We start from the raw sequence: 20,075 nt of genomic DNA on the forward strand, positions 1-20,075 counted from the left end.
GGCAAGCTCCCACAGCGACGGGGAGCGACTACACCGGCAGGCCGATGCGCTTCGCTTCCAGCCGACGCAGGAATTCCAGCATCACCTGCCGATAAAGATCCTCGCCCAGCCAGGCATCTTCCACACCGGCATCGATGTTGGGATTGTCATTCACCTCGATCACCACCACGTCATCGCCGGACTGTTTCAGGTCCACACCGTAGAGACCATTGCCCATCAGTCGCGCCGCCTTCAGCGCAATTTTCAGCACCTTGGCAGGGACTTCCTGCACCGGCAGAGTGCGACTGTTGCCGGACTCGGTCTTGCCACTGCTCTGGTGATGATAAATCTGCCAATGGCCCTTACTCATGAAATACTGACAGGCAAACAGCGGGCGGTTGTTGAGCACGCCGATTCGCCAATCGTAATCGGTGTACATGAACGCCTGGGCCAGCACCACCGAAGACTGTTTCAGATAGCCGGCCAGCGCCGCGGCAAGCTCATCGCGGGTAGCCACCTTGCTGATACCACGGGAAAAACTACCATCCGGTATTTTCAGCACCATGGGCAACTTGAGCTCGTCGACCAAGCGATCGATCTGGGCATCATCATCCGAGAACACAAACGCCGTCGGCGGCACTGGCACCTTGTTGGCCTGCATCAGCTCGGCCAGATAAATCTTGTTGGTGCAACGCAGGATGGAGCCCGGATCATCAATCACCACCATGCCCTCCTGCTCTGCCTTGCGTGCAAACTGGTAGGTGTGGTGATCCAGCGCCGTAGTCTCACGGATGAACAGGCCATCATACTCACCCAGCCGGGTGTAGGCATCGCGGCCCACCATATCCACACGGATACCCAACTGGCGACCCGCCTTGATAAAGCGTTTCAATGCACTCTTGTCGCTGGGAGGCAGGGCTTCCTGTTCATTGACCAACATGGCCAGCTCGTAACGGTCGCTGCGACGACGACGGGGATTGCGCCACACCCGGGCATTGAACTGTTCCAGGGCCTGGGCAAACTGGTCTTCCTGGTTGCCTTTCAGCTGTTTGAGCGTCACTGGCTTCAGGGCTTCAATGCTCCAGCTGTCGCGACGACGAAATTCTACCTTCAGCAATGGGCACGGCAGCTGGTCAAAGATCTGACGACCCAGATCACCCAGTCCTTCCTGATCCGTTTGACCAAAGAACAACAGCAAAGTGAAGCGATCCGAGGCACTCCCCTTGCGCTTCATGGCTTTGTCCAGTGCCACCTCAAACTGATCAAAGTGCAGGCCGTACAGAGCCTTGCGGCTCAGATCATTCACCGTGCGTACCGAAGGCATCACCCGCTGGCCACGGGCTTCCGCCAAAAGCGAGCAATAGTAGCCTGGACTCAGGTATTTATAGCTGCGGCACAGGTTGATGACCTGCACCTTTTTGTCCGTACAGACCGGCTGGCCCGCCTGCAGATACTCACGGGCAGACAACAAATGGCGGGCGGGATAGTAGGCGGCCCAGTCGGCGGGATCGTCTACCAGAATGATGACCTGACTCATGAAAAGTCCTGACAAAAAGAGGCGTCACGAAGGGGCGCCAATAATCGCGAATGTAGGGCCTTTGGGAGGGGGAGAGCAAGTGAAATTAATAGTTAATAATGAATAATTAATAACGACGCGGACCGGCTCCTCTGGCCTCTAAACGCAGAAGCCGCGCCCATGGTCTGGACGCGGCTTCTGGGGGAGGGAAAACACCACGCTAACACGCGACGTTATTCATTATATTCACCACCTTTCTTCGCCCCCGGATGCCCGGCCTTTTCCAGAGCGTCCTGCACTTCCGGCGGCATGTAGGTTTCATCATGCTTGGCCAGCACTTCTTCCGCCTCGAAACGGGACGTGCTGATCAAGGTACCGTTGGCCACAATGCCTTGCCCTTCGCGGAACAGGTCCGGCAGGATGCCCTGATAGTGAACGGTGAAGCTGCCCTTGCCATCGGTGATGTCGAAGGCCACATCCAGGGTTTCCTCGTTGCGTTTTACCGACCCGTCTACCACCAGGCCGCCGACCCGCATCTGGGCACCCAGGGGGGCCTCACCGGCCACCACCTGCTGAGGGGTGTAGAACAGATTGATGTTCTGGCGCAGGGCATAAAACATCAGACCCACCGCAATGCCCAGGCCCACCAGTACCGCCAGCACCAGAATCAGCCGTTGCTTTCGTACGGAATTCATTTGTCTACCTCAGCTCTGCGCTGCTGTCGCGCAAGGGTTTGTCGTACCCGTCCCTGTCCACGTAGTGCCAGCACCATGCTGGTGATCACCAGAAACGCACTGATTCCGTAGGCGCTCCACACATAAAAACCATGCTTGCCCATGGCCAGAAAGTCGGCAAAGGATTCAAATGCCATATTACTGGTCTCCTTTCCGAATCAGGGTCTGCACCCACTTGCTGCGACGCTCGCGCCACTCCACTTCGGTACGGGCGCGGACCAATACATTCACCGCATACAGCAGCCACATCCCCAGCATGCTGATCAACAGCGGATATTTCATGGCCGGGTTGATGGTGGATTCCCCAAACAACTTGAGCGTGGATCCCTGATGCAGGGTCTGCACCCATTCCACCGAATATTTCACGATCACCACATTAATGACCCCGACAATGGCCAAAAGCCCTGCCGCCCGCGCCGCCTGACGGGGCTCGCGGATCACGTTCTGCAGGGCGATCACACCCACATACATGAACAACAGGATCAGCATGGAGGTCATCCGTGCATCCCACTGCCAGTAGGTACCCCATGTCGGCTTGCCCCACAGGGAACCGGTAATCAGGGAGATTGCCGCCAGAGCCGCGCCGAAAGGGGCGATGGCCTTGAGCATCACCTCCGCCATCTTCATGCGCCACACCACCGCCACCAGGCCGGATACGCCCAGGGCCATATAGCCCATCAAGGCACCGCTTGAGGCCGGCACATGAATGAAGATGATGCGGTAGCTGTTGCCCTGCTGGTAATCACTGGGTGCAAACACCAGCCCCCAGACCAGGCCTGTCACCAGGGTAATCAGGGCGATCGGGGTCAGCCAGGGCAGCACCCTGGAACTGAAGGTATGAAAATAACGCGGGGATCCCAGCATGTGATACCAGCGTTTGATCGTTTGCCAGACCATTTAGTTTCCTGAACTGATTTTGAGACCTGCCGCCACCGCCAGAGGGCCAAGGCTGGCAGTGAGCGCCAATAGCGCCCCGAGTATCGCCAGTACACCCGGTACTGGACCGCCTTCCACGGCGGTACGAATCACCCCGGCGCCAAAAATCAGCACCGGGATGTAAAGCGGCAACACCAGTACCGCCAATAATATGCCTCCCCGGTTCAGCCCCACTGTGAGCGCCGAACCGATGGCACCAATCACGGTCAGTGCCGGGGTTCCCAGGAGCAGACTGAGCATCACCACACCCAGTACCCGGTCGGGCAGTTGCAGCATGTGTGCCAGCACCGGGGATACCAGAACCAGCGGCAATCCGGTGAGCAACCAGTGGGCCAGCAGCTTGGCGGTCACCGGCACCACCGTCATCACCGGTGAGGTGAGCAGCTGTTCGAGCACCCCGCTCTCCTGATCGCGACGGAACAGGCCATCCAGCGACAGCATCACCGCCAGCAGCGCGGCCACCCAGAGCACCCCTGGGGCGATCAGCGCCAGGGTCTCCGGCCTGGGCGAAATGGCCAGAGGAAACAGGCTGATCACCATGACGAAGAAAAACAACGGATTGATGATCTCCGCCGGGCTTCGCCACAACACCAGCAGCTCACGGGACAGGGCCGCACGGAACGCCATTATGCCCGCACCTCCGCTCTGCCCTTGGCCAGATGCAGTCTGCGCACACCGTCGCCCACCTGATGATGGGAGGTATACAGCACCAAGGTACCGGCATCCGCTGCCTGCTGAATCTGTGCATCCAGCTGCGCCACGCCGTCCTGATCGATGGCGGTATAGGGCTCGTCGAGCACCCAAACGCCCTTACGCTCCAACCACAGCCTGGCCAGCGCCACCCGGCGCTTCTGACCCGCAGACAGATGTGCCGCCGGCACATCCTCGAAACCACGCAACCCCACCGCCGACAGCGCCGCCATGGGATCCCCGGACTGGGCGCCCAGGGCGCAGGTAAAACGCAGATTTTCCAGCGGAGTCAGCTCTTCACGCACTCCAGGCTGGTGGCCCAGGTACAGCAATTCGCTGCGCCAGCTTTCATCCCACCACTCACGCCGCCCCTCATAGAAGCCGTGCAGGCCCACCAGAATCCGCAACAGGGTGGTCTTGCCGGCCCCGTTGGCCCCGGTGATCTGCCAGATCTCACCGGCCCGGGCAGTCAGGGAGACATCACGGAACAGCTCGCGATCATCACGTTCGCATTGCAATTGTTCGAGTGTCAGTCGAAGGGTGGTATCGGACAAAATCGGGCTCCCTGAAACAGCGCCGGAGTATATCACGGGTAGCAGGCGTGAGGCTTGATGGACGACAGGGATGCTTGATTAACTGACCGGCTCCGCTAGCCTGTGGCAAAGACCTTTACCCCCGGAGCCTTAATGACACGTTTTCTGCTACCCCTGGTGACCCTTTTTCTCCTGGCCGGATGCGGCGAGGAGAAGCCACTCGCCACCGTCAAACAGGTGGATCTGAAGCAATACGCCGGCACCTGGTATGAGATCGCCCGGCTACCCCAATGGTTCCAGCGCGGCTGCTACGACTCCACTGCAACTTACAGCCTCAATGACGACGGCACCGTGAAGGTGGTTAACCGCTGCCAACGTCAGGGCGAAGACAGCAGCGAGGCGGAAGGCACTGCCCGAGTGGTCCCGGAATCCGGCAACGCCAAGCTCAAGGTCCGCTTCGATAACTGGTTCTCCCGGCTCATCCCCACCATCACCGAGGGTAACTACTGGATCATCGCCCTCGACCAGAATTACCAGACCGTAGTGATCGGCGAACCCAGCCGCGAATACCTGTGGATTCTGGCCCGCCAGCCGCAACTGCCGGACGACCAGTATCAGGCCCTGGTGCAAGTGGCCAGAAGCAAGGGCTTCCCGGTAGAACAACTGGAACGCAACCGTGACCTGCGCCCCCAACGCCATGATTGAACACCACGTCTATTTTGCCATCTTCGGTTTTGACCACGACCCCGCCCAGCTGGATGTGCTGATGGGACAAAGCGCTGATGACTACTGGCGCGAGGGGGAAAGCTTCAGCGCCACTGTGCCCGAGGCATTACGCCGCGAGAATCGCTGGATTATTTCCAGCCAGCTGGACGAAACCGCCAGCCACCGGGATCATTTCGAGAAACTGCTGCTCAAGTTGCAACGCCTCCACTCGCAACTGGACAACCTCCCCGATGACTACCGTTACGGCATCGGGGTCTCACAGTACTTTTTCATGGACGATCCAACCTTCTACCTGCCCGATGAGATTCTTGAGGGTTTCAAGGCACTCGGATTCGACATCAGCTTTGACCAACTGGGACTGGACCATGGCGCTTGAAATTGAACGCAAGTTTCTTGTTCGCGACACCGGCATCACCGACACCCTGCCCGGCGAACGCCTGACACAGGGCTACCTGAGCCACGACAAGAACGCCACCGTACGTGTACGCATTGCCGGCCACAGCGCCTGGCTCACTATCAAAGGCAAAACCACCGGGGCTACTCGCGCCGAATTCGAATATCCCATTCCCACAGACGATGCCCAGGCCATGCTCGCCGACCTGTGCGGTCAGGGGGTTATCGACAAGACGCGCTATCGTCTGCCACAGGGAAACTTATGCTGGGAAATTGACGTTTTTCACGGCGACAATGACGGTCTTGTGGTGGCAGAGATTGAATTACCCAGCGAAGACACTCCATTCGAAAAACCCGACTGGCTAGGGGAAGACGTCACAGGTGACGTTCGCTATTACAACAGTGCGCTGAGCGCCACGCCCTTCAAAGACTGGCAAGAATAACAAGCATACGGGATCTGCCAGTTTTTCTCTCTGGCGGCAGCATGACAACGGCGTCAAGGATTACGAGCCCACAAACAACATGACAGGATTGCCCCTGATGACGAATCTGAAAATCGCCCTGCTGAGCGCCAGCCTTCTGCTCCTGGCCGGCTGCATTCCCACCATCAAGAAACAATGGGATGTGCAGCCCGTAGAAGGCACGGTTGTGGATGCCGAAACCGGCCAGCCGATCGATGCCGCCACCATCATCAATCTGGATGACCCGACACTCACTACCCGCACCGACGACAACGGCCAATTCAGCATTGAGGAGCAAACCCACACCGGGTTCCACATGATGATGGCCGCCAGTTCAATGGATACCCAGACCTGGCGGATCAGCCACCCGGATTACCCGGATGCCGTAGCACAGACTCGCACCATGATCCCCCCCATTTCCCGGGAATTACACACACTTACTATTCCCCTGTTCAAAGCGCTGCCGGACTCACCCGACAATTGCCCGGACTATGGTTACCTGCTCAAGCTCGGGCAATGGCAGGCCGACAAGCAGATGGAAATGCACTTCGTGGAACCGCCCAGCTGCCATGACCCGGAGGCTCTGGATGCGCTCTATGAGGTATGGTTTCCCGAGCTCGACACTGAATAAGGGCCGCCCAGGGACGGGTAACGGAAATCCCCAAGTCACACCTCTGGCAAGACCGACATAAATGAGTAAAATGCCTCCGACACCAGCGGCAGGCGCCTGCGCGGTTTTGCCACACCCTCCTCGGGGGGAACCGGCGCCAACCTGACACCCAACCCATGCCCGGGGACGACCCCGATCACGGCATTATTCCGGGGACGACCCCATGCAGGAGTTCTGTATGGCATGGGTCTATATCTTTTTTGCCGGCTTACTGGAAATCGGCTGGGCCCTCGGCCTGAAAGCCAGCGAAGGGTTTACCCGCCCGCTTCCCACTGTTTTCACTCTGATCGCCGCCGCGTTGAGTTTCTGGTTGTTGGCCCTGGCCATGCGCGACCTCCCCGCCGGTACCGCCTATGCGGTGTGGAGCGGCATCGGAGCATTCGGCACCGTTGTGCTGGGCATTGTCCTGTTTCAGGATGCGGTCAGTGCCCCTCGCCTGCTGTGCCTGGGCCTGATTCTGGCCGGCATCATCGGACTGAAAATGTTTAGTTCCTGAACTCAGGCGACAAGGGGCGTGTCCATGTTACCGGTTCCCTGTAACATGGCCGCCACGTCCCTCCCGCTAATACAGGTTTTTCATGCTCAATAATGACGTTTTGCGCCGCGTTCGATATATCTTCGACTTCGACGATCACCGCATGATCGGAGTCTTCGCCGAAGCGGGCGAAACCGTCACCCGGGAACAGATCAGCGACTGGCTGAAAAAGGACGACGACCCGGCCTTCCAGAAGTGCAGCGATCGCACACTGGCCATTTTCCTCAATGGCCTGATCAATGCCCTGCGGGGCAAGAAACCGGGGCCGCAACCGGAACCCGAATCCCGCCTGACCAACAACATGATTTTCATGAAGCTGAAAATCGCACTGAATCTGCAGGCCGAGGATGTACTTGCCGTTCTGGAACTGGCCGACTTCCGCATGAGCAAGCACGAACTCAGCGCTTTCTTCCGCAAGTCCGACCACAAGCATTACCGGGAATGCAAAGACCAGATCCTGCGCAATTTCCTCACCGGGTTACAGCGACAGTTTCGCGACGGGGAATAACCGCTCTCACGCCGGCTATCGAACCCCGTCGCCAGCGTTACGGCAGAGTCTCGTCTCCCCCCATCAGCGCCATGCCAGCCATGGCACCACTGAACGCAATGCCTTGGCCGTGCAATGAAAATGCTCGGGGCGGGGCGAGCGTATTGCAAACCTGGCAGCCTGCATTCCCGCCGCAAGGCCGCTCGCCACGCTTTATGGTTCGTTGCCTTTCACCGCCTTCACTCCACTTAATGTCTTGAAGCAGGTGGCCTGCGCGGTGTCATTGAATTCCTGAATGTAGGGTAACCCCTCATCCTCGATACGCACTGCCGCATACAGCGTCCGCCACACGCCCTTTTCCCCCAGCCGCACCGTCTTGAGCAAATCATGCTCGGTGTACTCGGTCAGCGCCCAGCTCGGCAATGCGGCAACGCCGCGGCCTGCGGCAACCAATTGCGCCATCATGGGCGTCAGCTCAGCCGTGCGAATTGCGGCCGGTTCCACCCGAGCCGGTTCCAGAAATACGGAAAACACATCCAGCCGTTCGCGTTCCACCGGATAGGTAATCAGGGTCTGCTCGGCCAAATCCTCCGGCTCCATCCACTTCTGGGCCGCCAGCGGCGAGCGCACCGACACCGCCAGCACCAGCTCATAGCGAAACAGGGGAAGATACTTCACTGCGTCGTTCGCCACCGGATCGGAGGTAATCACCATGTCCAGATCGCCACGCAGCAGCGCCGGTAATGGAGCAAAACTGAACGCAGCCGACAGATCCAGTTCCACCTCCGGCCAGTGTTCGCGAAACGCATCCAGGGCGGGCATCAGCCACTGGAAACAGGAGTGGCAATCAATGGCGATATGCAGCCGACCCGACTGCCCTTCCGCCAGCCGCTTCAGCTCCCGCTCCGCCTGCTGCACCTTCGGCAGGATCTCCTCTCCCAGCGCCAACAATCGCGATCCGGCAGCGGTAAAGCGCACCGGCCGGGAGCGTCTGACAACCAGCTCCACCCCCAGACGGTGTTCCAGATCTTTCAACTGGTGCGACAGGGCCGACTGGGTGACATGCAGCCGTTCCGCCGCCTCCACCAGGGAGCCGGCTTCATCAATGGCACGAAGTGTGGCGAGGTGTCGTAATTCGAGCATGAAGACCTCCAACGTTTTTTGCGGGAGCTTGCCTGCAAGCGAAAAAAGGCCGCCCGAAATAATTGAGACAAACTAATAGTTAGCGATATTTTTTTGATTCTGCCTCAAGTCGGCTCACCAGCACAACAGCCGAAACGGGGCCGTCCAGGGGCCCCTCAATACAGCGACGGCCCCCATCCCATCAACGACGCCTTCGACCTGCAGGCGGACATCCGAATGACAGCGCCAGGCGACCAAGCATGAGCTCATCTCATGTTTCGATGAAATAATACCAATTACCCTCAAGTAACGCCTTGGGCATAATGGCCGCAAATCACGCTTCATCGCGTTTTACCAACCGCGATGCGAACCACGACAAGCACCGACACGGACGCCCTGGCACCATGAGCAATGAATTCACCTTCAGCATCAAACGCATTTATTTCGATGAGGATTACCGTCCAGCCGACAACACGCGCATTACCACCAACTTTGCCAACCTGGCGCGGGGAGAGCGGCGCAAGGAAAACCTGCGCGACACCCTGACCATGATCAACAATCGGTTTAACGCGCTGGCCCATTGGGACAACCCCAATGGCGACAGGTACGTCGTGCAGCACGAGATTGTGTCCGTGGATATCGATATTGAAGGCAATGGCGAAACCTTCCCGACCATCGAAATCCTGAAAACCACCATCTTTGACCGGCACACCAACAAACAGATTGAAGGGGTGGTCGGGAACAACTTTTCCTCTTACCTGCGGGACTATGACTTCAGCATCGCCCTGCAGAACCATAACAAGGACCAGCCGCACTTCAGCATCCCTGAGGATTTTGGTGATCTGCACGGCAAGCTATTCAAGCATTTCGTCAACTCAAGTGCTTACCAGGAAAACTTCAGCAAGCTGCCGGTGATCTGCATCAGCGTATCGGATAACAAAGTGTACACCCGCACCGAGAACCACCATCCCGTGCTGGGATTTGAGTACCTGCCCAATGAATCGTCACTGACCGAAAGCTACTTCAAGAAAATGGGGTTGAGCGTGCGCTACTTCATGCCGCCCCACAGCGTGGCGCCGCTGGCGTTTTTCTTCTTCGGCGACCTGGTGAACGATTACACCAATCTGGAGCTGATCAGCACCATCAGCACCATGGAAACGTTCCAGAGAATCTATCGGCCCGAGATTTACAACGCCAATTCCGAAGCGGGCAATCGCTACCAGCCCAGTCTGAAGCACTCTGACTACTCTCTTACCCGCATTCATTACGACCGGGAAGAGCGCAGTCAATTGGCCGTCAAGCAAGGCAAATTCACTGAAGAGAACCTGATCGAGCCTTACCGGACGGTGCTGAATCAGTGGTCTGCGAATTACGGTATTTAACTCATACACGGCAGAACAAATCATGAAACGATTGTTACCCACATCCACGGCGGGCAGCCTACCCAAGCCCAGCTGGCTGGCCGAGCCCGAAACGCTCTGGTCTCCCTGGAAGTTGCAGGGCGATGAACTCATCGACGGCAAACAGGATGCCCTGCGCCTAAGCTTGCACGAACAGCAGCTGGCCGGCATCGACATCGTCAGCGATGGCGAACAAACCCGTCAGCACTTCGTCACCACCTTTATCGAGCATCTGGACGGGGTGGATTTCGAGAAACGGGAAACGGTCAAAATTCGCGATCGCTACGATGCCAGTGTGCCCACCGTCGTGGGGGCGGTTAGCCGTCAAAAGCCGGTGTTTGTGGACGATGCCCGATTTCTGCGGGAGCAGACCCGACAACCGATCAAGTGGGCCCTGCCCGGCCCCATGACCATGATCGATACGCTTTACGATGCCCATTACAAAAGCCGGGAAAAACTGGCTTGGGAATTCGCCCGGATCCTCAACCAGGAAGCCCGAGAGCTGGAGGCAGCGGGTGTCGACATTATTCAATTCGACGAGCCCGCCTTTAATGTGTTCTTCGATGAGGTGAATGACTGGGGCGTGGCTACACTGGAAAAAGCCATTGAAGGGCTCAAGTGCGAGACCGCCGTGCATATCTGTTATGGCTACGGCATCCAAGCCAATACCGACTGGAAAAAGACGCTGGGCTCGGAGTGGCGGCAATATGAAGAAGCTTTCCCCAAGCTACAGGCTTCCAGCATCGACATGGTTTCTCTGGAATGCCACAACTCCCATGTCCCCATGGATCTGATTGAGTTGATTCGCGGCAAGAAAGTGATGGTGGGCGCCATCGATGTGGCGACCCACACCATTGAAAGCCCCGAGGAAGTTGCCAACACCTTGCGCCAGGCGCTGCAGTTCGTGGATGCCGACAAGCTTTACCCGTGCACCAACTGCGGCATGGCGCCGCTGCCTCGCCAGGTTGCCAGAGGCAAGCTGCGCGCATTGAGTGCCGGTACCGAGATCGTCCGCAATGAACTTGCCTGAATCCTGTGGAAAGAACGAGCGCCAGATCGCGCCGTCGCTTCCCTGAGCTACCCGTTTGCGTTACACCCTATTCTGGAATCACTATGTCACTGACCACCACGGCCATCGACCCTCTGCAGTTTCGCAAAGCGCTCGGCCATTTCGCCTCCGGGCTCACTGTGATTACCTCGCACATCGATGACGAACCCATCGGCTTTACCTGTCAGTCGTTCTACAGTGTATCGACAGCCCCGCCGCTGGTGTCATTCAGTGTGAAGCGCGATTCTTTCAGCTTCCCCAAGATCCGTCGTGCGGGCCGGTTTGCGGTGAACATCCTCTCTGACGAACAGGCCGCGGTATCCAACCTCTTTGCCCAACAGGGCGCGGACAAGTGGAAAGAAACCGATTGGACAACGTCTCCTCTGGGCAACCCGGTGATTGGTGGCAGCCTGCACTGGCTGGACTGTGACATTCATGCCGAACACGAGGCCGGCGATCACCTGATCGTGATTGGGGAAGTCCGAGCGCTGAGTCTGCAGCAGCCCAACACCACACAGCCCCTGCTGTACTTCAAAGGGCAATACTGCAATCTGGACGCCTCGGTTACCAGCTGAGGCCCTTTACGCCCAGTCACCCCGAATCCAGCATGGGTTTAACGGGGTATTTCGCATGGGAAAATGATTATCGGGCATGAACCCGCGCAGGCAACGGCAGACTCTCGCCATCCCATTCTAACTGTTACTACATCGCCAACATTTGTGGCTTGCCAAGGTTTTAATATGGAATTTTTGCTTTATTTGGTTCTGGGTGCAGCGGCCGGGGTATTGGCCGGTCTGTTTGGGGTCGGCGGCGGCATCATCATCGTGCCGGTACTGGTTCTGAGCTTTACCGCCCAGGGCGTCGACCCGCAAGTATTGACCCATCTGGCCGTTGGCACTTCACTGGCCACCATCGTGTTCACTTCCATCAACTCCGTCATGGAGCATCACCGCAAAGGGGCTGTGCAGTGGCCCATTGTGGCCTGGATGACTGTGGGTATCCTGGTCGGCGCGGGGCTTGGCTCGCTCACTGCCGCGTCAATTCAGGGCCCGATGCTGCAGAAGATCATTGGTGTATTTGCCGTCGTTATTGCCATTCAAATGGCGCTGGATCTGAAACCAAGAGCCAGCCGTGCGGTGCCTGGCAAGCTGGGGCTAACGGCCGCAGGCGGAGTCATTGGCTGGGCCTCGGCGATCTTTGGCATCGGGGGCGGCACCCTGAATGTGCCTTTTCTCACCTGGCGCAGCCTGCCCATGCAACAGGCGGTGGCGACCTCCTCCGCGTGCGGACTGCCCATTGCCGCTGCCAGCGCCTTGAGCTTCATGCTGATTGGCTGGAGTCAGCCACAATTACCCGAGTGGAGCCTGGGGTACGTGTATCTTCCGGCCATGGTGGGTATCGCGTTTACCAGCATGTTCTTTGCCCGTTTTGGGGCACGTTTGGCACACAGACTCTCGCCGCGCCTGCTAAAGCGCCTGTTCGCCCTGTTGCTGCTTTGCGTGGGGGGGAGTTTTCTCGTTTGAGGCGCACATGAGACGCTATGCCTTACGGATGTCGTGGTAACGTTTGCAGGGCAATGAGTGCAATGCTCAGTTGCAAGGGACGAGGCACGAGTTTCGAAATTCAAAAACCTGCAATCCTTACTGTTTAAAGGTTTTCGCAACTCGAAACTCGCTTCTCGTCCTCCTCAGCTTTCTGCCTGATCCTCGATCACTTTCAATAACCGATCCGGGCCCAGTTCCACCGGCTTCGGCTCACCGGGCAATTCCCAATGACCGGCATGACGCTCGTCAGGCTTGCTGTCCATCAATGGGAGGCTGGTGAGATCGGCCAGGGCATCACGGAACAAATCCGTGCGGTAGCACTGCGCGGCAAACGTCTGCTTTTCTTCCAGAGAGCATTGCCGCCAGCGCTGCATTTCTTCCAGCATGAAACGGGCATCCGAACGCCAGGGGAAATTGGCATGGAAACCGGCAAACACATGGAAATGATGCGCCGGAAACGGCTGACCGGTTAGCCCACCCGGCAAGCGCTGACTGAACGGCGCACGAATGATTTCCGCCGGCACATCCAGCCACGCCGGATGCGCCAGCAATGACAGACTGTCCACCAGATTTTCATCGGCATAACAGGCCGCTTTATACAGGGCACGCAACATGGCGCGGTGTTCATCCGGGTGGCGGGCCACCCAATCGCGTGACACGGCCAGCACCTTCTCTGGCGCATTTTCCCAGATCTGATAGCCCGACAGGATACAGTGCCCCGCTCCGGTGAGCGCCGCCAGACTGTTCCAGGGCTCCCCCACACAGAAGCCATCGATATGCCCCATGCGCAGGTGATCTACCATCTGCGACGGCGGCAAGACCACCAGTTTCACATCATGATCCGGGTCCAGCCCGGCCACACTCAGCCAATGCCGAAGTTGGTAGCTGTGGCAGGAAAACGGGAAAACTACCGCCAACACCAGAGGGGCCTCGCCTCCACTTGCGCGTGCCGCCACCAGCTTGTTCATGGCGCTAGCCATGTCGTTGGCCGTGGGCCCTTCGGACAGTGCACACAACCCCTGAAACAACATGGGAGACACCGTAATGGCGTTACCGTTCAGGCCCATGGAAAAGGCGGTGGCCAGAGGTTTCTTGATGCAGCCCAGCCCCAGAGAGGTGGCCAGCATCATTGGCGCCAGCATGGGCGCGGCATCCAGCTGGCCCACCAACAGGCGATCACGCAGACTGGCCCAGCTCCATTCCGGCTGCAATTCCACATCCAGACCTTCAGCGGCGAAAAAACCCGCTTCCTGAGCGACGGCAAGGGGAAGGCTGTCTGTCAGCGGCATATAGCCGATACGGATTTTCATGAGTCCTGCTCCGCCAGTACCTGACGCCGAACACTGGGTGCCGGACGCCGTAAAGGTTCACACAATTCAACGGGAGGCCTTGCCCTGCTGACCGGTTTGGAGGAACTATCCACCAAACTACGGGACTTTTTCAAAGGCATCACACGTCGCATGTTTTCTCCTTGTTTTGCGTCAGGCATCCGACTTCAGGCCTCCAGCATTTCATCCCTGGGCCTTCAGCATCTCTGCATAATCCAGTACTGAACGGGCCACCTGTATCAGGGGCTGGCCGGTATTCATGGCCTGGCGTCTCAGGGTGCTGTAGGCATCCTGTTCATTGAGGCGGCGGCGCTGCATCAACAGTCCTTTCGCCCGTTCGATAATCTTGCGCTCAGCCAACGCTTCCCGGGTTTCTTCCAGTTCTTCCCGCAGAGCCTGGTATTCCCGGAACCGGGCAGTGGCCACCCGCATCACGCCACGCACCCGGGTCAGGTCGGTTTCACCGGCCACATAGGCACTCACACCGGCACGCAGGGCCGCCACCACCAGCTCTTCATCATCCTGATTACAGAACATGACCATGGGGCGCGGAATATCCCGCTGCACCAGCGCCATGCTTTCCAGAGTGTCACGATCCGGAGCATCCATATCCACGATAACCACATCCGGATTGCTGCTGCGCACCTTCTCCGCCAGGCCGGCGGCGCTGGTCAGACGGCACAGGATCTCGTGGCCCTCATCAATGAGAGCCCGCTCGAGGATCGCGGCGCGCGGTGGCTGGTCATCAACCAGCATGATTTTCAGAGCCATAACGTCGGGGGCATCCGAACCAAAAGAGTTACCGGATTGATTTGCAACGGTTGTGCCAGTCACGTCTTCCATAACCTATTGTTTTCAAGTGTGTTTTATTTTTCACCAATAAAGCACCGGAAAAGTGCACGCAAACAGTGCACTTCCCGGTGCCAAAACGACCGGTTTCAGGCGGACATCAATAGTCCGCTGCGTCGATCATCGCCATCCGCTTCTGGCCCTGCGCTTCCATGCTGCCCTTGAATAGCAGCCTGAGGCCCGGATCATCGGTAAGTGGAACAGGGCTGCTGCCTGGCCCGCGATGCTTCCAATCAACGCTCTTGTGCCTGTGCAATCGGTTCCGGAGTCATGGAGTTTCCTTGTGGTAAACGCATTGGGTGTTTGGCGAGTCAACGCAAAAGCTTGAACGGCGCCGCCCCCCTCCCACACAACAGCGGCCTCAACCTGATATCGGCAGAGACCTCTCGGCGGCATCCCCTCAACCTGCTTGCCAAGTCCAACTCATGAAATCCAGATGTCATGGATGCCCATACTCCAAGCGCGGACCGACCTGACAATGCCGCAGATCAGAATTTCAGTTCTGCCCAGGCCCAGTACTTGCTGGTATCAGACTTGAAGTCATCGGCGCTGTAGTCGGCGTATTTCAGACCCACCACGTAATTCTGTCCGATCGGGCGCGCTACCAGCACATTGGTTTCCGTACCGTAGTCAGTGCTACCTTCGTTGGACTTGAAGTCATGGAACACGGCCAGCAGTTTGAAGCCAGCCACCTTGCCGCCCACAGACACGAAGGTATCTTCCAGACCATCCGCCGGGGTCGCCAGGAACTGATCTGACCAACCGTTAAAGGCATGCTTGGTAGCCAGTGGGGTCTGGAACGCGACAGTACCGTCATCGGAACCAAGCACTTCCTGTGCCACTTTTACTGTCACTCCAGCCACTTGTGCGCCCAGCTCGGCAAAGTAGTACTCGGTATCACCGGCTTCTACTTCCTGCTGCGCCCCTTCCAGCGTCAGCAACAGTTTCAGGGAATCCAGATCAAAGGCACCGGCATAACGCAGACCGAAAGTGTCGTTGTCGGAATCGGGCACATTGTCGGTTTCCAGCAAATAGCCGTAAGCAGTTAGAGAGCCACCCGGCGCGCCGGCCCAGCTTGCATTGAACAGATAGTTGGACGTATTGGCGTCATACAGGGGGGTGATGCCGTTCACCTGGGTCAGGTACGCCGTGGAAAATTTCAGATCACCGACACCATAATCCAGCTTGGCGCCGTCAAACGTTTGTTCGTCCTGACGCCACCCCACATTGCCCACAAAGCGCGCGTTGTCATAAATGATGCGTTGACGACCGTACGTAGCGACCAGACCTTCCAGCGCATCGCTACCGGTATAGCGGATGGCTGCGCGGTTCAGTTCGGTGACTTCCGGATCCGCAATGATCGGGTAGCCCGCCTGCTCCGGGGCAAAGTTATCCACCTGGCCAACGATACGGGTGTCTTCGAACTCACCCATCACATCAAAACCGTAGAGCTTGCCACTCTGGTAACCCAAACGGGTACGCAGAGTGAGCGCCTGACCTTCATCAGTGACGCCATCAATGTCCACTTCTTCATACCGCAGGCGCATGTTCAGCAGTGGTGTACCGTCTTTCAGTGCGGTGATAAAGGCGTCGTCTTCGGCGTTAGCTGTACCTGAAAAACCTAGCGTGGACAGAAGGACACCGGCAGCAATGGCAGAATATTTCATCATCGTTTCCTCAACACTTCCCAAAATTAAAAAGTTAACGTCGTAAATTCAGGGCGCACCTTCCCTGTTCCCGCTTTTCGGTGCGCGAAAAAAGCGGAAGAGTTAATCCAGGTTTTATGCGTTTAAATCAGGCCCGTTTACGTGCCGCCTCAGCGTTTTCGCTATTGCGTTTCGGCATCGGCTCTACCTTGCGCTGCTTCTCATACAGGAACTGAAGCACCTGCTGACGGCAGCGTACAAAGGTCGCGTCATCCGCCAGCGCAAGGCGATCCCGTGGACGTGGAATATCCACATCGAGAATTTCGCCGATGGTGGCGGACGGGCCATTGGTCATCATTACAATGCGGTCGGACAGCAATACCGCTTCATCCACATCGTGGGTGATCATGATTACCGTGGTTCCGAGTTGTGCATGGATTTCCATCAGGGAATCCTGCAAGTGAGCACGGGTCAGGGCATCCAGTGCACCAAAGGGTTCATCCATGAGCAGCACCTGGGGCTGCATGGCCAGCGCCCGGGCAATCCCGACACGTTGCTTCATGCCACCGGAAATTTCGTCCGGCTTCTTGTGCATGGCATGGGCCATGTGAACCAACTCCAGGTTATGCTCCACCCAGTCACGAATTTCCGTCTTGCTTTTGGTCTTCTTGAACACCTGCTTGACCGCCAGCTCCACATTTTCGAATGCGGTCAGCCAGGGCAGCAGCGAATGGTTCTGAAATACCACTGCCCGTTCCGGACCCGGTTCAGTCACTTCATGCTTGTCCAGAATCACACCACCATCGGTGGCCTGAAGCAGGCCCGCGACGATGTTCAGTACGGTGGATTTACCGCATCCGGAGTGACCGATCAGCGAGACAAATTCGCCGGACTCTATTTTCAGATTCACATCTTTCAGCGCTTCGAACTGGCCTTTCGGCGTGTCGAATTTCATGCCGACGTTGGAGAGTTCCAGTAATGCTTTCATGTCGTTTCTCCTATCCTTAGCGCTGCACGGAAGATTTGTCCCACACCAGAGCGCGCTGCAGCATGAGCATCAGGCGATCCAGCAGGAAACCGATCAGACCAATCACGATCACGGCCACCATGATCCGGCCCAGAGACTGGGAACTGCCGTTCTGGAATTCATCCCAGACGAATTTTCCCAATCCCGGGTTCTGCGCCAGCATCTCTGCGGCAATCAGCACCATCCAGGCAATACCCAGACTCAAACGCAGACCGGTGAACATCATTGGCAGCGCAGAGGGCAGTACGATCTTGCGTACATGGCTCAGCGCGTTAAGACGCAGCACCATAGAGACATTGGTCAGATCCTGGCTCACAGATGTCACCCCCACCGAAGTGTTCATCAGGGTCGGCCACAGACAGCAGAGCGAGACGGTGAACATGGACGTCAGGAACGACTTGGCCACCAGTGGATCATCCGTGACATACACCGCACTCACCACCATGGTTACCAGCGGCAACCAGGCCAGCGGCGAAACCGGCTTGAACAGCTGAATCAGGGGGTTCATGGCCGCATGGGCTGTGCTGCTCAGGCCGATAACAATGCCCAGAGGAATCGCGATCGCGGAGGCCAGCAGGAAGCCACTCATTACCGTGATCAGGCTGGTGCCAATCTGATCAAAGAACGTCGGCGCACCGGTGTAACTCCGGTAAACCGGTTCCCATTCCGGCTGCTGCTGCAACCGGGAGGCAATGTATTTTTCCTGGCGTTCATGGAATGCCGCTTCCTTGGCTCGGGACGCCTGGTGCTCATCCACCAGAGATCCCGCCTGCTCCCAGACATCAACCGGTCCCGGGAACTGCCCCAGCGAGGTGTCAATACGCTGGGCTGCCAGTTGCCAGAGCAACAGGAAGGTCGCGATACCCATCACCGGCCAGATCAATTGGCGCAGCAGTGCCTGCCACTGGTCACCAGTCATCTTGCCGGTGGCCAACGCGCGGTAGGGTTCCATCCAGGTCGGGAAAGTCAGGGTCACCATGATTGCTTCTCCTCAGGTGAGCGCGCCCTTAAAGCGCGTCACCCTCTTTCAGGCCAATCGGAAACTTCGCCAGGTAGTCGTTAGGCTTGCGGCCGTCGTAGGTGATGTTGTCGATAAAGCCTTTCTGCGGCGGCTTGAAGCCGTCTTCAGAGGCGAAATCGGGGAACTGGTCAGCCGGGATCTTGCCTTCGGCGATCAACGCCTTGGCAGCCTGGGCATAGATGTCCGGGCGATAGACTTTCTTGGCCACATCCATGTACCAGCTATCCGGCTTGGTATCGCTGATCTGGCCCCAACGACGCATCTGGGTGAGATACCAGATGGCATCGGAGTAGTAGGGATAGGTGGCGTTGTAACGGAAGAACACGTTGAAATCCGGCACCTCACGCACGTCACCTTTTTCGTACTCGAAGGTGCCGGTCATGGAGTTGGCGATCACGTCATAGTCCGCGCCTACATAGTTCGGCTGGGACAGAATCTTCACCGCTTCCGGGCGGTTGGCGTTGTCGTTCTCATCCAGCCACTTGGCCGCACGGATCATCGCCTTGACGACACGTATGTGAGTGTTCGGATACTTGTCGGCCCAGCCCTTGCTCACACCGAATACTTTTTCCGGGTTGTTTCTCCAGATTTCATAGTCGGTAATCACCGGTACACCGATACCCTTGAAGACCGCTTGCTGGTTCCAGGGCTCACCCACGCAGTAGCCATAAATAGTGCCGGCTTCAAGGGTGGCCGGCATTTGCGGCGGCGGCGTCACGGACAGCAGCACATCAGCCTGCAGCTGGCCACTGGTGTCGCCCTTGTGCGGCGCGTAGTAACCGGGATTCAGGCCACCGGCAGCCAGCCAGTAACGCAGCTCGTAGTTATGGGTGGATACCGGGAATACCATGCCCATGTTGAAGGGCTTGCCTTCGGCCCTGTATTTCTCGACGACTGGCTTCAGGGCGTCGGCCTTGATCGGGTGCACCGGCTTGCCGTCTTTCTCCGGAATGTTCTTCTTCATTTCTTCCCACACCGCATTGGAAACGGTAATGCCGTTACCGTTCAGATCCATGCTGAATGCGGTAATGATGTGGGCTTCGGTGCCGTAGCCGATGGTGGCACCCAATGGCTGGCCAGCGAGCATGTGCGCGCCATCCAGCTGACCGTCAATGACCCGGTCCAACAGCACTTTCCAGTTGGCCTGGGCTTCCAGGGTCACGAACAACCCTTCTTCTTCAAAGAAACCTTTCTCATAGGCCACAGCGAGCGGTGCCATATCTGTCAGCTTGATGAAGCCGAACTTCAAGTCAGCCTTTTCCGGCCAGCCCACAGAGTCGTTCGCCATGGCGTTGGCCGAGAGCCCCAGCGTCAGTGCAGTCATTGCTGTGCGAATAAACTTTTTCATCTGTCTTCCCTCTTTTGCCAGCTATCGCGCAGGCATAAAAAAAGCGCTCAGGGAATCCCGTCATCGTTGACCGGATGCCTTG

The 20,075-nt window shown here is 57.7% G+C and carries 23 protein-coding genes; 10 read left to right on the forward strand and 13 right to left on the reverse strand.

Going from position 1 to position 20,075, the window contains the following annotated elements; translation table 11 throughout:
- Positions 1 to 28: 28 nt before the first annotated feature.
- From GQF00_RS04885 to ccmA, 6 genes are all read right to left on the reverse strand, one after another.
- Positions 29 to 1,516 (reverse strand): RimK family protein, encoded by a 1,488-nt coding sequence (locus GQF00_RS04885; RefSeq protein WP_161318047.1) that lies wholly within the window; start codon positions 1,514 to 1,516, stop codon positions 29 to 31.
- Positions 1,517 to 1,728: 212 nt separating this feature from the next.
- Entirely contained in the window at positions 1,729 to 2,190 is a 462-nt protein-coding gene (gene ccmE, locus GQF00_RS04890; protein ID WP_161318048.1) for a cytochrome c maturation protein CcmE, read from the reverse strand.
- Entirely contained in the window at positions 2,187 to 2,366 is a 180-nt protein-coding gene (gene ccmD / locus GQF00_RS04895; RefSeq protein ID WP_161318049.1) for a heme exporter protein CcmD, read from the reverse strand. The genes ccmE and ccmD overlap by 4 nt, the downstream gene beginning before the upstream one ends.
- Position 2,367: 1 nt before the next feature.
- The gene (gene ccmC, locus GQF00_RS04900) at positions 2,368 to 3,126 is read right to left on the reverse strand and encodes a heme ABC transporter permease CcmC (RefSeq protein ID WP_161318050.1); all 759 of its coding nucleotides are present in this window, start codon (positions 3,124 to 3,126) and stop codon (positions 2,368 to 2,370) included.
- Positions 3,127 to 3,795, reverse strand: a complete 669-nt coding sequence (ccmB, locus tag GQF00_RS04905) for a heme exporter protein CcmB (RefSeq protein ID WP_161318329.1) — start codon at positions 3,793 to 3,795, stop codon at positions 3,127 to 3,129.
- The gene (ccmA, locus tag GQF00_RS04910) at positions 3,792 to 4,409 is read right to left on the reverse strand and encodes a cytochrome c biogenesis heme-transporting ATPase CcmA (RefSeq protein WP_161318051.1); all 618 of its coding nucleotides are present in this window, start codon (positions 4,407 to 4,409) and stop codon (positions 3,792 to 3,794) included. Before ccmA ends, ccmB begins: the two co-directional genes overlap by 4 nt.
- Before the next feature lie 132 nt (positions 4,410 to 4,541).
- On the opposite strand from ccmA, the gene GQF00_RS04915 reads away from it, so the two are divergent.
- The 6 genes from GQF00_RS04915 (at position 4,542) to GQF00_RS04940 (ending at position 7,681) form a co-directional block, all read left to right on the forward strand.
- Positions 4,542 to 5,093, forward strand: coding sequence for a lipocalin family protein (locus GQF00_RS04915; RefSeq protein ID WP_161318052.1), 552 nt, complete (start codon positions 4,542 to 4,544; stop codon positions 5,091 to 5,093).
- On the forward strand, positions 5,065 to 5,490 hold the full coding sequence (locus GQF00_RS04920) for a DUF4279 domain-containing protein (protein WP_370519462.1): 426 nt from the start codon (positions 5,065 to 5,067) through the stop codon (positions 5,488 to 5,490). Before GQF00_RS04915 ends, GQF00_RS04920 begins: the two co-directional genes overlap by 29 nt.
- On the forward strand, positions 5,480 to 5,950 hold the full coding sequence (locus tag GQF00_RS04925; RefSeq protein ID WP_161318053.1) for a CYTH domain-containing protein: 471 nt from the start codon (positions 5,480 to 5,482) through the stop codon (positions 5,948 to 5,950). Before GQF00_RS04920 ends, GQF00_RS04925 begins: the two co-directional genes overlap by 11 nt.
- Before the next feature lie 97 nt (positions 5,951 to 6,047).
- Positions 6,048 to 6,599, forward strand: a complete 552-nt coding sequence (locus GQF00_RS04930) for a carboxypeptidase-like regulatory domain-containing protein (RefSeq protein WP_161318054.1) — start codon at positions 6,048 to 6,050, stop codon at positions 6,597 to 6,599.
- A 217-nt stretch (positions 6,600 to 6,816) separates the two neighbouring features.
- The gene (locus tag GQF00_RS04935; protein WP_161318055.1) at positions 6,817 to 7,134 is read left to right on the forward strand and encodes a multidrug efflux SMR transporter; all 318 of its coding nucleotides are present in this window, start codon (positions 6,817 to 6,819) and stop codon (positions 7,132 to 7,134) included.
- A gap of 82 nt (positions 7,135 to 7,216) precedes the next feature.
- Positions 7,217 to 7,681, forward strand: coding sequence for a DUF1456 family protein (locus GQF00_RS04940; protein WP_161318056.1), 465 nt, complete (start codon positions 7,217 to 7,219; stop codon positions 7,679 to 7,681).
- 192 nt (positions 7,682 to 7,873) lie between these two features.
- On the opposite strand, the gene GQF00_RS04945 is transcribed toward GQF00_RS04940, so the two are convergent.
- A complete protein-coding gene (locus tag GQF00_RS04945) occupies positions 7,874 to 8,803 on the reverse strand; it encodes a LysR family transcriptional regulator (protein ID WP_161318057.1) in 930 nt (309 codons plus the stop codon).
- Positions 8,804 to 9,186: 383 nt separating this feature from the next.
- On the opposite strand from GQF00_RS04945, the gene GQF00_RS04950 reads away from it, so the two are divergent.
- The 4 genes from GQF00_RS04950 (at position 9,187) to GQF00_RS04965 (ending at position 12,753) form a co-directional block, all read left to right on the forward strand.
- Entirely contained in the window at positions 9,187 to 10,164 is a 978-nt protein-coding gene (locus GQF00_RS04950; protein WP_161318058.1) for a DUF1852 domain-containing protein, read from the forward strand.
- A 22-nt stretch (positions 10,165 to 10,186) separates the two neighbouring features.
- On the forward strand, positions 10,187 to 11,212 hold the full coding sequence (locus GQF00_RS04955; protein ID WP_161318059.1) for a methionine synthase: 1,026 nt from the start codon (positions 10,187 to 10,189) through the stop codon (positions 11,210 to 11,212).
- An 83-nt stretch (positions 11,213 to 11,295) separates the two neighbouring features.
- Positions 11,296 to 11,805, forward strand: coding sequence for a flavin reductase family protein (locus GQF00_RS04960; protein WP_161318060.1), 510 nt, complete (start codon positions 11,296 to 11,298; stop codon positions 11,803 to 11,805).
- Between the two features lie 165 nt (positions 11,806 to 11,970).
- Positions 11,971 to 12,753 (forward strand): sulfite exporter TauE/SafE family protein, encoded by a 783-nt coding sequence (locus tag GQF00_RS04965; protein WP_161318061.1) that lies wholly within the window; start codon positions 11,971 to 11,973, stop codon positions 12,751 to 12,753.
- Positions 12,754 to 12,917: 164 nt separating this feature from the next.
- Here GQF00_RS04965 and GQF00_RS04970 read toward each other — a convergent pair whose 3' ends face one another.
- The 6 genes from GQF00_RS04970 to GQF00_RS04995 all read right to left on the reverse strand — a co-directional run bounded on the left by GQF00_RS04970 (position 12,918) and on the right by GQF00_RS04995 (position 19,993).
- Positions 12,918 to 14,084 carry a CmpA/NrtA family ABC transporter substrate-binding protein gene (locus tag GQF00_RS04970; RefSeq protein ID WP_161318062.1) on the reverse strand — a complete coding sequence of 389 codons (1,167 nt, stop codon included), beginning with the start codon at positions 14,082 to 14,084 and terminating at the stop codon, positions 12,918 to 12,920.
- Positions 14,085 to 14,285: 201 nt separating this feature from the next.
- Positions 14,286 to 14,873 carry an ANTAR domain-containing response regulator gene (locus GQF00_RS04975; protein ID WP_161318063.1) on the reverse strand — a complete coding sequence of 196 codons (588 nt, stop codon included), beginning with the start codon at positions 14,871 to 14,873 and terminating at the stop codon, positions 14,286 to 14,288.
- 566 nt (positions 14,874 to 15,439) lie between these two features.
- Complete coding sequence (locus tag GQF00_RS04980) at positions 15,440 to 16,618, reverse strand: alginate export family protein (RefSeq protein WP_237440402.1); 1,179 nt, start codon at positions 16,616 to 16,618, stop codon at positions 15,440 to 15,442.
- A 127-nt stretch (positions 16,619 to 16,745) separates the two neighbouring features.
- Complete coding sequence (locus GQF00_RS04985; RefSeq protein ID WP_161318065.1) at positions 16,746 to 17,585, reverse strand: ABC transporter ATP-binding protein; 840 nt, start codon at positions 17,583 to 17,585, stop codon at positions 16,746 to 16,748.
- A gap of 16 nt (positions 17,586 to 17,601) precedes the next feature.
- The gene (locus GQF00_RS04990) at positions 17,602 to 18,603 is read right to left on the reverse strand and encodes an ABC transporter permease (protein WP_161318066.1); all 1,002 of its coding nucleotides are present in this window, start codon (positions 18,601 to 18,603) and stop codon (positions 17,602 to 17,604) included.
- A gap of 28 nt (positions 18,604 to 18,631) precedes the next feature.
- Positions 18,632 to 19,993 carry a CmpA/NrtA family ABC transporter substrate-binding protein gene (locus GQF00_RS04995; protein WP_161318067.1) on the reverse strand — a complete coding sequence of 454 codons (1,362 nt, stop codon included), beginning with the start codon at positions 19,991 to 19,993 and terminating at the stop codon, positions 18,632 to 18,634.
- Between the last annotated feature and the right edge of the window lie 82 nt (positions 19,994 to 20,075).

It is taken from the genome of Alcanivorax sp. DP30 (assembly GCF_009882945.1).
Lineage (GTDB): Bacteria > Pseudomonadota > Gammaproteobacteria > Pseudomonadales > Alcanivoracaceae > Alcanivorax.